Annotated in this window: 13 protein-coding genes; 4 read left to right on the top strand and 9 right to left on the bottom strand. The window is 70.0% G+C overall.

Annotated elements, in window-relative coordinates:
• Nucleotides 1–2,073 carry a PA14 domain-containing protein gene (locus tag ACQEV2_RS22620; RefSeq protein ID WP_433044370.1) on the top strand — a complete coding sequence of 691 codons (2,073 nt, stop codon included), beginning with the start codon at nt 1–3 and terminating at the stop codon, nt 2,071–2,073.
• Between the two features lie 60 nt (nt 2,074–2,133).
• Here ACQEV2_RS22620 and ACQEV2_RS22615 read toward each other — a convergent pair whose 3' ends face one another.
• The 5 genes from ACQEV2_RS22615 to ACQEV2_RS22595 form a co-directional block, all read right to left on the bottom strand.
• Nucleotides 2,134–2,580 carry a heat shock protein transcriptional repressor HspR gene (locus ACQEV2_RS22615; protein WP_003999354.1) on the bottom strand — a complete coding sequence of 149 codons (447 nt, stop codon included), beginning with the start codon at nt 2,578–2,580 and terminating at the stop codon, nt 2,134–2,136.
• Nucleotides 2,581–2,585: 5 nt separating this feature from the next.
• Nucleotides 2,586–3,764, bottom strand: a complete 1,179-nt coding sequence (gene dnaJ, locus ACQEV2_RS22610; protein WP_433044366.1) for a molecular chaperone DnaJ — start codon at nt 3,762–3,764, stop codon at nt 2,586–2,588.
• 42 nt (nt 3,765–3,806) lie between these two features.
• A complete protein-coding gene (gene grpE / locus ACQEV2_RS22605) occupies nt 3,807–4,475 on the bottom strand; it encodes a nucleotide exchange factor GrpE (protein ID WP_433044363.1) in 669 nt (222 codons plus the stop codon).
• Nucleotides 4,475–6,325 carry a molecular chaperone DnaK gene (gene dnaK, locus ACQEV2_RS22600; RefSeq protein WP_433044360.1) on the bottom strand — a complete coding sequence of 617 codons (1,851 nt, stop codon included), beginning with the start codon at nt 6,323–6,325 and terminating at the stop codon, nt 4,475–4,477. Before dnaK ends, grpE begins: the two co-directional genes overlap by 1 nt.
• Nucleotides 6,326–6,419: 94 nt before the next feature.
• Nucleotides 6,420–7,484, bottom strand: coding sequence for an MraY family glycosyltransferase (locus tag ACQEV2_RS22595; RefSeq protein WP_433044357.1), 1,065 nt, complete (start codon nt 7,482–7,484; stop codon nt 6,420–6,422).
• A gap of 220 nt (nt 7,485–7,704) precedes the next feature.
• Here ACQEV2_RS22595 and ACQEV2_RS22590 point away from each other — a divergent pair, with 220 nt between their 5' ends.
• Nucleotides 7,705–9,999 (top strand): heterodisulfide reductase-related iron-sulfur binding cluster, encoded by a 2,295-nt coding sequence (locus tag ACQEV2_RS22590; RefSeq protein WP_433044354.1) that lies wholly within the window; start codon nt 7,705–7,707, stop codon nt 9,997–9,999.
• A gap of 92 nt (nt 10,000–10,091) precedes the next feature.
• Here ACQEV2_RS22590 and ACQEV2_RS22585 read toward each other — a convergent pair whose 3' ends face one another.
• Entirely contained in the window at nt 10,092–10,616 is a 525-nt protein-coding gene (locus tag ACQEV2_RS22585; RefSeq protein WP_433044351.1) for a hypothetical protein, read from the bottom strand.
• Nucleotides 10,617–10,740: 124 nt separating this feature from the next.
• Here ACQEV2_RS22585 and ACQEV2_RS22580 point away from each other — a divergent pair, with 124 nt between their 5' ends.
• A complete protein-coding gene (locus ACQEV2_RS22580) occupies nt 10,741–12,099 on the top strand; it encodes a HEAT repeat domain-containing protein (protein WP_433044348.1) in 1,359 nt (452 codons plus the stop codon).
• 58 nt (nt 12,100–12,157) lie between these two features.
• Complete coding sequence (locus tag ACQEV2_RS22575) at nt 12,158–12,451, top strand: zinc-ribbon domain-containing protein (RefSeq protein WP_433044345.1); 294 nt, start codon at nt 12,158–12,160, stop codon at nt 12,449–12,451.
• Nucleotides 12,452–12,456: 5 nt separating this feature from the next.
• Here the strand turns inward: ACQEV2_RS22575 and ACQEV2_RS22570 are convergent, their stop codons facing one another.
• From ACQEV2_RS22570 to ACQEV2_RS22560, 3 genes are all read right to left on the bottom strand, one after another.
• The gene (locus ACQEV2_RS22570) at nt 12,457–13,203 is read right to left on the bottom strand and encodes a DUF2637 domain-containing protein (protein WP_433044342.1); all 747 of its coding nucleotides are present in this window, start codon (nt 13,201–13,203) and stop codon (nt 12,457–12,459) included.
• A gap of 2 nt (nt 13,204–13,205) precedes the next feature.
• Nucleotides 13,206–13,385, bottom strand: coding sequence for a hypothetical protein (locus tag ACQEV2_RS22565; RefSeq protein WP_433044340.1), 180 nt, complete (start codon nt 13,383–13,385; stop codon nt 13,206–13,208).
• A 567-nt stretch (nt 13,386–13,952) separates the two neighbouring features.
• Nucleotides 13,953–15,167 carry an MFS transporter gene (locus ACQEV2_RS22560; protein WP_433044338.1) on the bottom strand — a complete coding sequence of 405 codons (1,215 nt, stop codon included), beginning with the start codon at nt 15,165–15,167 and terminating at the stop codon, nt 13,953–13,955.
• Nucleotide 15,168: the final 1 nt, after the last annotated feature.

Here is a 15,168-nt window from a genome sequence, read left to right as displayed (position 1 = left end):
ATGAACAAGCGAACGACCCGTGTCGTACGGGCCACGGCACCCGCCGTGGTCCTCGCCACCGCGGGCACCCTGCTCGCCACGGTGCCCGCGTCCGCCGCCACGACCTGCACATCGCCGGTCTTCAAGCGGCAGTTCTTCGCGAACACCACCTTCTCGGGCACGCCGAAGAAGACCGACTGCGACGGCGTCATCGACCAGAACTGGGGCACGGGCGCCCCCGCCTCCGGACTGCCGAGCAACAACTTCGGCGTGCGGTGGAGCGTGACGCGCGACTTCGGCTCCGGCGGCCCGTTCTCCCTCACCGCCTCCGGACTCGACGGCATCCGCGTCTACCTCGACGGCGTCCGCAAGATCGACCTCTGGAAGAACACCTCCACCACCGTCGCCAAGACGGTCAACGTCACCATCCCCTCCGGCAACCACACCCTCCGCGTCGACTACGTCAACTGGACCGGCAGCGCCCGCGTCAAGTTCGCCTACGCGCCGAGGACTTCCGCCACCGTCGACAAGGTCAAGCCCCTCACCCCCACGGCCGCGGCGGTCTCGTACGACACCACCACCGGCAAGGCGAAGCTCACCTGGGCGAAGAACAAGGAGATGGACCTCGCCGGGTACCGCGTCTTCCGCCGTCTGAAGGGCACGGCGTTCGGCAGCACCCCGCTCGCGACGACCACCTCCACGGCCTACACCGACACCCCGCCGGCGACCGGCGAGACGTACTACTACGAGGTACGCGCCCACGACAAGGCCGGCAACGAGTCGACGGGCACCGCCGACCTCGCCGTCGTCACCCCGGACCGCACGGGCCCGGCCGCGCCGACGGGGCTCACCGCGCACGGCGACCTGCACGGGATGGTGCTCGGCTGGGACCCGGTGGCCGACGCGGCCGGTTACGAGCTGTACGAGAAGGACCCGGCCACCGGCGGGTACACCCTCGTCAAGAAGCTCACGGACACGTCGTACGTCCACGGCGTGGGCGACCGGGAGACGCAGCGCACCTATGTGGTGCGCGCCCACGACACGGCCGGGAACACGGGCGCGTACTCGGCGTCCATCACCTCCGACGGCGTCGACCGGACGGCCCCGGCGGCGCCCCAGGGCCTGGTGGTGAAGGCCGAGTCCGGCGCCACGCGTCTGTGGTGGAGCGCGCCGCAGAACCCCACGCAGGACGAGCTGGCCAATGGCGCGCACTTCAGCGTGGTCCGTTCGAAGGGCACCGCCCTCGGCGCCGACCCGGTGCGGGTCACCTGCGCGGAGGAGAACCAGACGCTCCAGACCGACCTGCAGACCTACTCGCTCTACTGCTCCGACGAGAGCTTCGAGCTCGACACGACCTACACCTACGGCGTCACCCTCATCGACGGCGCGGGCAACGAGTCGGCGGTCTCCAAGACGGTCACCGTGACCACCGAGGACCCCTACCCGCCGCGGCCCCTCACCGGTCTCACCGCGACGCCCCGCGCCGACGGGACCGTCCTGCGCTGGGACCCGCCGGCCGACGACGACATCGCCTCCTACCGCGCGATCCGCGGGGTGCGGCAGAGCGACGGGTCGGTCAAGTGGATCGGTGAGCTGGCGCACTGCGCGGACAAGGGCGACGACCCGCTGGCCATGATGTGCATCGACATCCCGGACGGCGAGACCTACGTGTACACGGTGATCGCCACGGACGTCTGGGGCAACACGCTCTCCCTCCTCGACCCGTCCATCCCCACCGTCACCGCGACGGAGCTGGACATCGTCCCGGGCGAACCCATCGGCAAGGACACCGGCCCGGTGACCGCCGGCGGCGGCTGGACCGTGTCCGAGCAGGTCAACCCCGCCCGCTGGGCGTGCTACGGCGACATCTGCGACACCATCACCGAGTACCGGGTGAGCCGCTGGAACACCGCGACGCAGGCCTACGAGCCGGTGGGCAGCGTGGCGGCGGTGGCGGGCACCGAGAACTACTCCTTCACCGACCGGACGCAGCCGCTCGGCTCGGTCTCCTACTACCGGGTCGTCGGTGTCCTCGCCGACGGCACCGAGACCGCGGCCGCCCACCCGTGGGTGATCCGGCCGGACCTGGTCTGAGGGACCATGCGAAAGGGGCCCGGAGAATCCTCCGGGCCCCTTCGCTCATGCGCCTGCCTGTCAGTCCTTGGCCTTCTTCGGCCGCCACACCACCAACGCGCTGGTCTGCTGCACTTCCTGATACGGCACCAGATCCCGGCGGTACGACGCGTGCACCGCCGCCTCGCGCTGCTGCATCGCCGCCGCGGCGCCGTCGAGGGCCGCCTGGAGTTCGGCGACCCGGGACTGCAGCGCGGCGACCTGGTTCTCCAGTTCGATGATGCGCTTGATACCGGCCAGGTTGATGCCCTCGTCCTGCGACAACTGCTGGACGGTGCGCAGCAGTTCGATGTCGCGGGCCGAGTAGCGGCGGCCGCGGCCGGCCGTGCGGTCCGGAGACACCAGGCCCAGACGGTCGTACTGGCGCAGCGTCTGCGGGTGCAGGCCGGAGAGCTGGGCCGCCACCGAGATGACGTAGACCGGGGTCTCCTCGGTCAGTTCATACGGGTTGCGTCGACGGCCGTCCATCTCGATCAAGCTCCCTTCGCGGCCTGGAACAGCTCCGCCCGCGGGTCCTCCCCCGCGGTCGCCTCGCGATACGCCTCGAGCGCGTCACGAGCCTTCCCCGAAAGGTCCTTCGGGACACTCACCTCGACGGTGACCAGCAGGTCCCCGCGGGTGCCGTCCTTGCGGACCGCGCCCTTGCCCCTGGCCCGCATGGTGCGGCCGTTGGGCGTGCCGGGCGGCAGTTTCAGGGTGACCGGCGGTCCGCCCAGGGTGGGGACCCTGACCTCGCCTCCGAGGGCCGCCTCCGTGAAGGTCACGGGGACGGTCACCGTGAGGTTGTCGCCCTTGCGGCCGAACACGGGGTGGGCGTCGACGTGCACGGTGACGTACAGGTCGCCCGCCGGGCCGCCACGCTCGCCGGGCGCCCCTTTGCCGCGCAGGCGGATGCGCTGGCCGTCGGACACCCCGGCCGGGATGCGGACCTGCATGGTGCGGGACGACTTGGCCCGGCCGCTGCCCTTGCAATCCAGGCAGGGGTGCTCGGCGATCAGGCCGCGCCCCTTGCAGTCCGGGCAGGGGTCGGTGAGGGAGAACCCGCCACCGGAGCCCCGGGCCACCTGGCCGGTGCCGACACAGGTCGGGCACACCCGGGGCGTGCCGTTCTTGTCGCCGGTGCCCGCGCAGGCCTTGCACGGGGACTGCGAGGACATGCGCAGCGGGACCGTCGCGCCCTCGATCGCCTCGGTGAAGCTGAGGGTGACCTCGGTGTCGATGTCCTGGCCGCGCCGGGGCTGGGTACGGGTGGTGCCCGTACCGCCGCGGTTGAACAGGCCCCCGAAGACGTCACCGAGTCCGCCGCCGAAGCCGCCGGCTCCCCCTTGGCCCTGGGCGCCGCCTCCGAAGAGGTCGCCCAGGTCGAAGTTGAAGGAGCCGCCCGTGCCGCCGGGCCCCGGGCGGAAGCCGCCGTTGCCGAAGAGGGCGCGGGCCTCGTCGTACTCCTTGCGCTTCTTGGGGTCACCGAGGACGTCGTTCGCCTCGGAGATCTCCTTGAACCGCTCCTCCGCCTTGACGTTGCCCTTGTTGGCGTCCGGGTGGTACTCGCGGGCGAGCTTCCGGTACGCCTTCTTGATCTCGGCCTCGGTGGCGTCCTTGGGGACGCCGAGGACCTTGTAGTAGTCCTTCTCGATGAAGTCCTTGGTGCTCATCCTCGACGTACCCCCTTCCCGTGGTTCCTCGTTGTTTCAAGCTCAGCCCTCGTCCGGGCCACCGCTCTCCTTGTCGTCGGCCGCCGCGGCCTGCTCGTCGGACCCCTCGGCCTTGACGGTCTGCGCGCCCGGCTGGGGCTCGGCGACGGCCACCCGCGCGGGGCGGATGGTGCGCTCGCCGATGCGATACCCCGGCTGGAGGATCGCGACGCAGGTCGTCTCGGTGACGTCCGGCGCGTAGGAATGCATGAGCGCCTCGTGGATCGTCGGGTCGAAGGGCTCGCCCTCCTTGCCGAACTGCTGCAGGCCCATCTTGGCGGCCACGGTCTCCAAGGACTCCGCCACCGACTTGAACCCGCCGACGAGTTCGCCGTGCTCCCGCGCGCGGCCGATGTCGTCGAGCACGGGCAGGAGCTCGGTCAGGAGGTTCGCGATGGCGATCTCCTTGACCGCGATCCGGTCGCGCTCGACGCGGCGGCGGTAGTTCTGGTACTCGGCCTGGAGCCGCTGGAGGTCCGCCGTGCGCTCACCGAGCGCCGTACGCACCTGGTCCAGCTGGGCCACCAGACCGGCGTCTGCTGCTGATACGTCCCCGGCCGGGGCCGCCCCCTCGCTGTTCGACGAGGGTGCGGCCTTCGACTCGGCGTCGTCGGGGGTCGCGCCGGAGGGGACGTCGGGCTTCTCTTCGAAGCCCGGGGTCTCCTCCGTCATTACGCGACACCGTCCTTGCGCTCGTCGTCCACGATCTCGGCGTCGACGACGTCGTCGTCAGCAGCGGCCTTGCCGCCCTGGGTGGCGCCCTCCGGACCGCCCGTGGCCTGTCCGGCCTGGGCGTCCGCGTACATGGCCTGGCCCACCTTCTGCGAGACCGCGGCGACCTTCTCGGTGGCCGTGCGGATCTCGGCGGTGTCCTCGCCCTTGAGCGCGGTCTTCAGCTCCTCGACGGCGGCCTCGACCTCGGTCTTGACCTCGCCGGGGACCTTGTCCTCGTTGTCCTTGAGGAACTTCTCCGTCTGGTAGACGAGCTGCTCGCCCTGGTTGCGGGTCTCGGCGGCCTCGCGGCGGCGGTGGTCCTCCTCCGCGTACTGCTCGGCCTCCTGGCGCATGCGGTCGACCTCGTCCTTCGGCAGCGAGGAGCCGCCGGTGACGGTCATCTTCTGCTCCTTGCCCGTGCCCAGGTCCTTGGCGGTCACGTGCATGATGCCGTTGGCGTCGATGTCGAAGGACACCTCGATCTGCGGGACGCCACGCGGCGCCGGCGGCAGACCGGTCAGCTCGAACATGCCGAGCTTCTTGTTGTACGCCGCGATCTCGCGCTCGCCCTGGTAGACCTGGATCTGCACGGACGGCTGGTTGTCCTCGGCCGTCGTGAAGATCTCGGAGCGCTTCGTCGGGATCGTGGTGTTGCGCTCGATGAGCTTGGTCATGATGCCGCCCTTGGTCTCGATACCGAGGGACAGCGGGGTCACGTCGAGGAGCAGGACGTCCTTGACCTCACCCTTGAGGACACCGGCCTGGAGCGAGGCGCCGATGGCGACGACCTCGTCCGGGTTCACACCCTTGTTGGCCTCCTTGCCGCCGGTCAGCTCCTTGACGAGCTCGGCGACGGCGGGCATACGGGTGGAGCCACCGACGAGGACGACGTGGTCGATCTCGTTGATGGAGACGCCGGCGTCCTTCATGACGTTGAAGAACGGGGTCTTGCAGCGCTCCAGCAGATCGGCCGTCAGCTGCTGGAACTGAGCCCGGGTGAGCTTCTCGTCCAGGTGCAGCGGGCCCTCGGCGGAGGCGGTGATGTAGGGCAGGTTGATCGAGGTCTCGGTGGAGGAGGACAGCTCGATCTTGGCCTTCTCGGCGGCCTCGCGGAGGCGCTGCAGGGCCATCTTGTCCTTGGCGAGGTCCACGCCGTGACCGGACTTGAACTGCTGCACCAGGTAGTCGACGACGCGCTGGTCCCAGTCGTCACCACCGAGGTGGTTGTCACCGTTGGTGGCCTTCACCTCGACGACGCCGTCGCCGATCTCCAGGAGGGACACGTCGAAGGTGCCGCCACCGAGGTCGAAGACGAGGATCGTCTGGTCGTCCTTGTCGAGGCCGTACGCGAGCGCGGCCGCGGTCGGCTCGTTGACGATACGCAGGACGTTCAGACCGGCGATCTCGCCGGCCTCCTTCGTCGCCTGACGCTCGGAGTCGTTGAAGTAGGCCGGGACGGTGATGACCGCGTCGGTCACCTTCTCGCCCAGGTAGGCCTCGGCGTCCCGCTTCAGCTTCTGGAGGATGAAGGCGGAGATCTGCTGCGGGTTGAAGGGCTTCCCGTCGAGCTCCATCTTCCAGTCGGTGCCCATGTGACGCTTCACGGACCGGATGGTCCGGTCGACGTTGGTGACCGCCTGACGCTTGGCGACCTCGCCGACGAGCACCTCACCGTTCTTGGCGAAGGCGACGACGGAAGGCGTGGTCCTGGCGCCCTCGGCGTTGGTGATGACGGTGGGCTCGCCGCCCTCCAGAACGCTGACGACGGAGTTAGTCGTGCCCAGGTCGATGCCGACCGCACGTGCCATGGTTGATTCCTCCAGCTGACTTGAGTGGAACGGACTCAAGTGTGCATGACGCCCCACGCCCGGTCAACAGAGCTGAGTCGACCGCACTCAACTCTTATCCGTTCCTTACACGCAACTGCGCCCTGACCTGCGTAGATGTGGAGTGACCAACCGTCCGAAAGGGATCCCCTACGGGAAAAGAGGGTTGACGCCGGGGTCCGTAGACCTTGATCCGCAGCAGTCCGAGTACGACGACGAGGGCGCCCACCCCCACCCAGTACACCCCGGACACGGGAATCCAGGCCATGTGCACGAGGACGCCGACGAGTACCCCGGCGAAGCCCGCGACACCCAGGAGGACGGTCACCGCCTGCGGGGTGAGGCCGAGCCGGCGCAGGCGGTGGGCGAGATGGTCGGGGCCGCCCCGCAGCAGCGGCCGTCCGGCCAGCCGGCGGGACAGCGTCACGAGGAGCACGTCGGCGGTGACGAGCGCGCTGAGCGCATAGAGGACGCCCGCGCTCGACGCCGGAGCGTGCCCGGCACGGGTCATCACGGCCGACGACGCCAGCACGAACCCGACGAACAGCGACCCGCACGCCCCCAGCCCGGTCCGCGCGGGAGGCCAGTTGTGCATGAGGAAACCGGTCAGGGCGGCGGCGAGCACACTCAGCAGCACGGCGAGTTCGTCCATCATCTCGGCCGCCGCGAGGACACCGACGCCGAAGGCGGTGACCACCCCGACGGTGCCGGCCAGTGCGTCCGCGTGGTCGAGCGCCTTGAAACCGACGGCGACGAGGACGATCCAGCCGACGGCCGGCACCCCCATGAGGAAGCCGGTCTCGCCGTACGGCACCACGCAGGCCGCCGCCACGGCCGTACCGCCGACCAGGAACCGCGCCTTCACCCGCCGTACGTCGGCGACCAGCCCGAGCAGGGCGACGGCGCCCGCGGCGATCAGCAGCCGCCTGATCTCGGGGCCCAGCGGGGCCACCCCCGCCCACTCCCAGCCGGCGACGACCAGACAGGTCGCGAGGACGACACCCGCACCGCCGAGCAACGGCAGCGGCCGCTGCCGCCGGCGGTCGATGATGCCGAGGCGCAGCGCGGGCAGCCGGAACAGCGCCGCAAGGAAGGCGGCGAGGAGGAGGGCGGTGGTGGCGGCGGCGATCCCGTACAGCACGGAGCTAGGTTAGTGCCGTATGCCCCATTACGAGATGAATAACACGATCGGATCTTAAGGCAACCCTCAGCGATTCAGATCACCCCGCACCTGGCTACAGTGCGACGGAAGATGGGGGTAGTCTCAAACGGACTACCTAAGTTACCGCTTAGTAGTCTCGGGAGGCCGAACCTCTCGACGATCCTCTCGAAGACCCCTCGCAGGCCCGAGGAGCCCCGAAATGCAACTCGCCGCGATCATCGTGTCGCTGGTCCTGACCGTGGTCGGCGTTGCGCTGCTCGCACGCGCCATCGGCCAGTTCGTCCGGTACTTCAAGCTCGGCCAGCCGGTGCCGGCCGGCAGCCGGACCGACAACCCCTACGCGCGCAGTGTGACGCTGGTGCGGGAGTTCCTCGGCCACACCCGGATGAACCGGTGGGGCATCGTGGGCTTCGCCCACTGGTTCGTCGCCATCGGCTTCCTGACGCTGCCGCCGACCATCATCACGGCGTACGGCCAGCTCTTCGAGGCCGACTGGACGCTGCCGGTCATCGGCGGCTTCCTCCCGTACGAGCTGTACATCGAGTTCATCGCCGCGATGACCACCGTCGGCATCGTCACGCTGATGGTCATCCGCCTGCTGAGCCTGCCCTCCCGGGCGGGCCGCAAGTCGCGGTTCGCGGGCTCGAAGATGGGCCAGGCGTACTTCGTCGAGTACGTCATCTTCACCATCGGTCTGGCCATCTACGTCCTGCGCGGCCTTGAGGGCGCGCTGCACCACGTGGACCACTTCGAGGCGGCGTACTTCGCGTCGTACCCGCTGATCCTGGCCTTCAAGGGCCTGAGCGTGGCGACGCTGCAGAACCTGGTCTACCTGTTCGCGATGATCAAGCTGAGCACGACCATGATCTGGATGATCACGGTCTCGCTCAACACCAACATGGGCGTCGCCTGGCACCGCTTCCTGGCCTTCCCGAACATCTGGTTCAAGCGCAACGCGACGGGTGAGACCTCGCTGGGTGCGCTGCTGCCCATGACCTCGGGCGGCAAGCCGATCGACTTCACCGACCCCGGTGACGACGACGTCTTCGGTGTCTCCCAGGTCGAGCAGTTCTCCTGGAAGGGCTTGCTGGACTTCTCCACCTGCACCGAGTGCGGCCGCTGCCAGTCGCAGTGCCCCGCCTGGAACACGGGCAAGCCGCTCTCCCCGAAGCTGCTGATCATGTCGCTGCGCGACCACGCGCACGCCAAGGCGCCGTACCTGCTGGCCGGTGGCGGCAAGACCATGGAGGGCGAGGAGAAGGCGTCCGAGGAGCAGCTCAAGGACGTCCCGGCGGCCGCCCTCGCGGAGGCCGAGCGTCCGCTGATGGGGACCGTCGAGGAGAACGGCGTCATCGACCCGGACGTCCTGTGGTCCTGCACCACCTGCGGCGCCTGTGTCGAGCAGTGCCCGGTGGACATCGAGCACATCGACCACATCGTCGACATGCGCCGCTACCAGGTCATGATCGAGTCCGCGTTCCCGTCCGAGGCGGGCACGATGCTCAAGAACCTGGAGAAGAAGGGCAATCCCTGGGGCCTGGCCAAGAAGCAGCGCCTGGAGTGGCTGAAGGAAGTCGACTTCGAGGTGCCGGTCGTCGGCAAGGACATCGAGGACCTCACCGAGGTCGAGTACCTGTACTGGGTCGGCTGCGCCGGCGCCCTGGAGGACCGCGCCAAGAAGACCACCAAGGCCTTCGCCGAGCTGCTCCACATGGCGGGCGTGAAGTTCGCGATCATGGGCGGCGACGAGAAGTGCACGGGTGACTCCGCCCGCCGCCTCGGCAACGAGCCCCTGTTCCAGGAGCTCGGTATGGAGAACGTGGCCGCGCTGAACATGGCCTTCGGCGAGGAGATGGACGAGGACGGCAACGTCACGCCCGAGTCGAAGAAGCCGAAGTCGGCGAAGAAGATCGTCGCCACCTGCCCGCACTGCCTCAACACGATCGGCAACGAGTACCCGCAGATCGGCGGCGACTACGAGGTCATCCACCACACCCAGCTGCTCCAGCACCTGGTGGACGAGGGCAAGCTGATCCCGGTCACCCCGGTCGAGGGCATCATCACTTACCACGACCCGTGCTACCTGGGCCGCCACAACAAGATCTACACGCCGCCGCGCGAGATCATCGCCAGCGTCCCGGGCGTCCGCAACGAGGAGATGCACCGCCACAAGGAGCGCGGCTTCTGCTGTGGCGCCGGTGGTGCGCGGATGTGGATGGAGGAGCGGATCGGCAAGCGCATCAACAACGAGCGCGTCGACGAGGCCCTCTCGGTCAACCCGGACATCGTCTCGACGGCCTGCCCGTTCTGCCTGGTCATGCTCACGGACTCCGTGAACGGCAAGAAGAACGAGGGCAAGGCCAAGGAGTCCATCCAGGTCGTCGACGTCGCCCAGCTGCTGCTGGAGTCGGTCAAGACGCCGGTCACGGACGACGATCCCCCAGCGGGCGAGGCCGAGACGGAGAACGAGCCGGAGCCGGCGCCGGCGAAGTAGCCGGCCCCGACGGCGCATGACGACGCCCCCTGTCCCGCATGGGACAGGGGGCGTCGTCGTTCCTTCCGCGTCCGGGCTGTTCGCGGTGCTCGTCAGTCGTCGGCCGCCACCAGCAGGGAGAGGACGCCCGAGCCGCGGTCGACGAGGACCAGTTCATGGAACTCGATGTGGATGGGGCCGTAGTCGTGGCGCGCGTCCTCCGGAAGGGCACCCAGCGCGTAGCGGCTCGTCGCGTCCCGGATCGGCTCGTAGGCCACCTCCCGCAGCCTTGCGTCCAGGGCGGCGGGAACGCCGGCTCCGGACGTGGCCCAGACCCGGACGGTGGCCGTCGCGGTGGCCTCGTCGACGGCCTCGTACGCGTCCGGCGTGATCCGGTGCGACCACCACTGTCCATGGCGCGGCTCGTCCCAGAGGTCGGCCCCGTCGTAGGTGTCCCGGAACTGGGGGTGCGCGATCAGGGCGGCGAGCAGGTCGCGGTCCTCACAGGGACCGGCCGGCAGGCGGAAGCGCTTGACGTCGACCCAGCGGTACCCATGGTCGTGGCTGCCCGGGAAGTCGAAGTGGCGGAAGTTGACGAAGGCGCTGTCCCAGTGGGTGAGCTCGGGTGGTGCGTGCATGCCGATCAGCTTGCTCCAGTGCGGGGCGCCGAGGAGACCCGGCCCCCGGCTCCGCCCGCCTGGAAGAAGACCGCGCGAAGAAAATGGGGCGAGCCGGAAGGAGTTCCTGCGTACCTTGACGCGCATGAACAGGGGGAAGGAACCGGACGGGCTCGTGACGGCCGTTCGCGCGGGGGACGCCGATGCCGTGCGGGAGTTGCTGGAGCAGGGCGCCGATCCGGACACGGTGGACGAGAGCGGGCTGCCCGTGCTGTGCGGGGCCGTCGCGGCGTACGACGCGCCCGTCGCCGAGGCGCTGGTGGAGGGCGGCGCGGATCCGGACCGGGTGCTGCCGGACGGGACGACTCCGCTGGAACGGGCGATCGACGGCGGCTCCCCGGCGGTGTTCTCGGCGGTACTCGGCAAGGAGCCCCGGCTGCGGCTCCCGGAAGCCGACCGGGAACGACTTCTCGCCCTGGCCCGGCACTGGTACACGACTGGCGTGGTCGAGGAGTTGCGGCGACGGACCGGATCGTCGGACCCCGCCACCACCTTCCGGGTCAAGGACGACGAGTACCACGAGATCGACCAGGTCTCCCTCGGCGGACTCGTCGTACGGGCCGGACACGCCGGCATCCTGACCTCCCTGGAGTGGGCCTTCCGCATCCTGCCCCCCGTCGACGAACTGATCGACCGTGCCATGGCGCACCCGGACGAGCGCGACGCGAACTGGTGGGCCGTGCTCTGGACCCTCCTCGAGCGGCGCAGCTACGAGGCATGGTCGGCCGTGGTGACCCATCGCCACCACCCCTCCCCGGCACGCCGCCGGTTCGTCATGGACTACCTACGGGTCAGGGCACTGATGTGGACCGGCAACGGCTATGACGAGAAGAAGGAGAGCGCCTTCCTGGCGGCCTGGGCGGCCGAGGAGTCGGACAGCGAGATCCTCGCGAAGGTACTCGACGCCTTCACCACCAACTACGACCATCCCGACCAGGAGGCCATCGGGCTGCGCCACGCCGCCCATCCCGACCCCCGCGTACGCCGGGAGGTGCCGTACGCCCTGTCCGATGAGTACGTACCCCGCTCCCCCGCGGCCAGGGAGGCCCTGCGCGCCCTCACCCGCGACCCCGACGCCGAGGTACGCCTCGCCGCCTGCACGGCGGCCGTGGGGGACGACAGCCTCCTCCCGGACCTGACCCGGGCGCTGCTGCTCCTGCTCGAGGAGCCGGACGCCTCCGTGCGGAGCGCCGCCGCGGCCGGGCTGGCCACCTCCGGGGACCGTTCGCCCGCCGTCGCCGACGCCCTGGCCGCGCTGCTCGACGACGGCGACCAGAACGTCCGCCTGGAGGCCGGCTACGGTCTCGCCAAGCGGGACGACCCACGCACCGCGGACGCGATCGAGCGGGTGGGGCCGCTCGGCGACCAGCATGTGGACGACCACAGGGCCAGTGCGCTGTGGCGCTGGGAGTGGGAGAAGAAGCAGGCGGCCGCCGATCAATGACGCAGACTGGATGCCGTATGTGTCTTCGCACTGCCCCCTCCCCCGGAAGGACCCCGGCGTGATCATCTTCGGCACCAAGGGCTACCTGTACCAGCTCGCGATACTCACCCTGGTGTGCGGCCAGTGCGGTAACCCCTCCGCGCACACGCTCAGGAAGCGCGTCACGAAGTTCACGCTGTTCTTCGTGCCGCTGTTCCCGTTCTCGACCAAGTACACGACGCAGTGCACCTTCTGCGGCGCCGAGCAGAAGGTGACCCCCGAGCAGGCCGAGCAGCTGCAGGCGCAGGCCGCCGCGGGCGGTCACGGCGGTCAGCAGCCCTACGGGCAGCCGCAGCAGCCGTACCGTCCCTGAGCGGTCTACGGCTTCGGCTGCTTGGGCCCGTTCAGCGTGTCGGCGGCGTGCTTGGGGCCGGGCCGTGACGAGAACTGGCTGACGAGTTCGCGGAAGCAGACCAGCGCGGTGATCGGCGGAATTCCGACGACCACCATTCCCAGCAGGGAATCCGCCGACTGGCCGATGCACAGAGCCACCGCCGTGCCGGAGGAGATCAGCATGACGGCCCAGGACCGCCGGGCGGTGCGTCGCTGAACGGATGCCCGCAGGATCGACAGACCCGCCAGCAGCCACGGCCCGTACACCGTGAGTGGCCACCAATGAGCCAGCTTCGGCGACACCACGGTCAGCGCGATGGAGCGCAGCTGATCGTACGAATACGAAATGGACCAGGTGAGCATCGTCACCGCGCACAGGGTGATGAGGGTGACCAGGATTCCGACGGAGAAGATCTTCGGGTTTCCGGCGATGATCTGAGCGCTCGGCTGAGGACGCCGGTGATGGGCCGGGCGGGCCGGGGGCCTGTCGTTGTCCAGCGGAGGCGGAACCGGATCCGGGCGAAACGGATCCGGCCGAAACGGATCCGGCCGAAGCGGATCCAGGCGGACCTGCTCCAGGCCCTGGGTCGTGCTCAGCATCTGTGCCAGCTCCTCGTCCAGGTCCCAGCCCTCCGACGAGATCGCCGGGTCGGGAACCTGCCAGAGGTGCTGCATATCCAGCTGCTGGGTGTAATGAGGCTGTTCGTCTACCGCTTCATAGTCGGCCCTCATCGCTAGAACTTTTCCCCTTCCAGTGCAGCCCGGAGATATTCACGCTCCATCCGGCTGATGGTTTTCAGGAAGTCCTCGAGCAGATCCGAGCAGTGCGTGATGCCCTCCGCAGCGGTCTGATCAGCTACCTGACGCGACCCCAGCGAAAGAGCCTCAGCTACGTGTTTTTCCTGCCAAGTCACGCCCACCTAACGACTGCCACGCGGGGCAGGACATCTGGCATTCGGGGGAATATGCGTCAACGGTGATTATCTGGAAGATCCAGTTCCGGGCCGGGCGCTGAAATTCAGAAAATGTATGACGCGGTGTTATCGATAGCCCGGCTGATAGCCCGACCGGGTCACAGCCGTACACCCTCCTGGAGGTACACCCCGTCGGCCGTGACGCGATCCGTTCGGTGGCCGCGCCGCAGGGCGATGTCGACGGGGCGGGTCCCGTCGCCGGCCCGCAGCGTGCGGAACGCGCCGTACTCCAGCAGGCGCTCGGGCCCTCCAGGCGCCCGGAGCGCGGAACACGGCCGGCCAGTCCCCGTCCCGGGCGGCGTCGGCCAGACGGTCCCGCTCCGCGGCCCACTCGTCCTTCAGAGAGGACCGCCGGGTGACCCCGTCCCATCGCGCAGTGCCATCGCCCTTCACGCCGCCGAGTGCAGGAACCACGTGATCACGCCCGACCGTCGGCCCCACGTCCAGAGACGGCACGAACCAGCCACACCGCGTGAACCCACCGCTGGTGTCGTGCGAGGCGCAGGCTCATCCGTCGCCGGGCTGCTCCTGGGCCGCGCCGGGCGCGGCACGCCGCCTCGCCGTCAGGACGAGAGCCGGGCCGACGGCGAGGAGGACGGCGAGGGCCGCGTAGCCGTAGGTGAGGGTGGCCAGGGAGGCGACGGCGGCGACGAGCAGGGGGCCGCCCGCGTCGCCGAGTTCGCGGCCGAGTTCGGCGGAGCCCATGGTCTGGCCGAGCCGTTCGGCGGGGGTCGAAGCGGCCAGGGCGGCGAAGCCCAGCGGGGTGATCAGGCCGGTGCCGGTGCCGATCAGGGCCGCGGCGAGGAGGACGCCGGTCAGGCCGGGGAGCATCGCGCAGGCCAGGCCCGCCGCCGTGGTCAGCAGCCCGGCGGTGAGGCCGGTGCGGACGGTGAGGCGGCCGTCGTCCAGGGCTCGCCCGGCCTTCGGCTGTACGACGGCCGCGCAGGCCGCCAGCACCGACACCGCGGCTCCGGTCGCCACCGTGCCGAGCCCCGCGGCGGCGCCGGAGACCGGCAGGAAGCCGACGCCGACGGAGAGCGCGGCGGTGGCGCCGGCCAGGGCTGCCGTGGGCCGCAGGAACGCCGGGTCGGTCAGGCGCCGGGCGAGGTCCAGGACCGTCTGCCGTTGCTTGGGCAGCGGGGGTACGTGCGGGACGGCGACCGCGGCCCAGAGCGCGACGGCGGCGCCGAGCACCGCGAGGACGGTGAACAGCAGCCGCAGGCCGCCGGCCCACACCAGGACGCCGCCGAGCAGCGGGCCGAGGGTGTAGCCGATGGACTTGTGGAAGCCGTAGCTGCCGAAGGCCCGCCCGTGCCCCGTGGCCGGGTTCAGCCGGGCGACCAGCGCGGAGGCGGACGGAGAGAAGGCGGAGGCCGCGGCGCCCTGCCCCAGGCGGGCCGCCCAGAGCCAGCCGGGGCTGTCCGCGACGACGTAGGCGGCGGAGGCGGCCGCGAACGCGACGAGCCCGCCGAGCAGCACCGGCCGGGCGCCGATCCGGTCGGCGAGCGTCCCGAACAGCGGCTTGAGCAGCACCTCGGCGCCGTCGTACAGGGCGAGCAGCCCGCCCAGGACGAGCAGGGAGGTCACGGCGTCCTCGCTGTGCCCGCCGAGGTTGGCGGCGATGCCGTGGGCGCCGAAGGCGGTGGTGAAGCCGGCGGCGTAGAGGGGCCACATCTGGGCGGAGGGGGCAGGGGCGGCCTGTCGGGCCGAGGCCGCGGTCATC

The sequence above is a fragment of the Streptomyces sp. CA-251387 genome (assembly GCF_050936625.1).
Classification (GTDB): Bacteria; Actinomycetota; Actinomycetes; order Streptomycetales; family Streptomycetaceae; genus Streptomyces.
The sequence above is the reverse complement of the archived record's forward strand: the minus strand, read 5'-3'. Positions and strand labels throughout refer to the sequence as shown.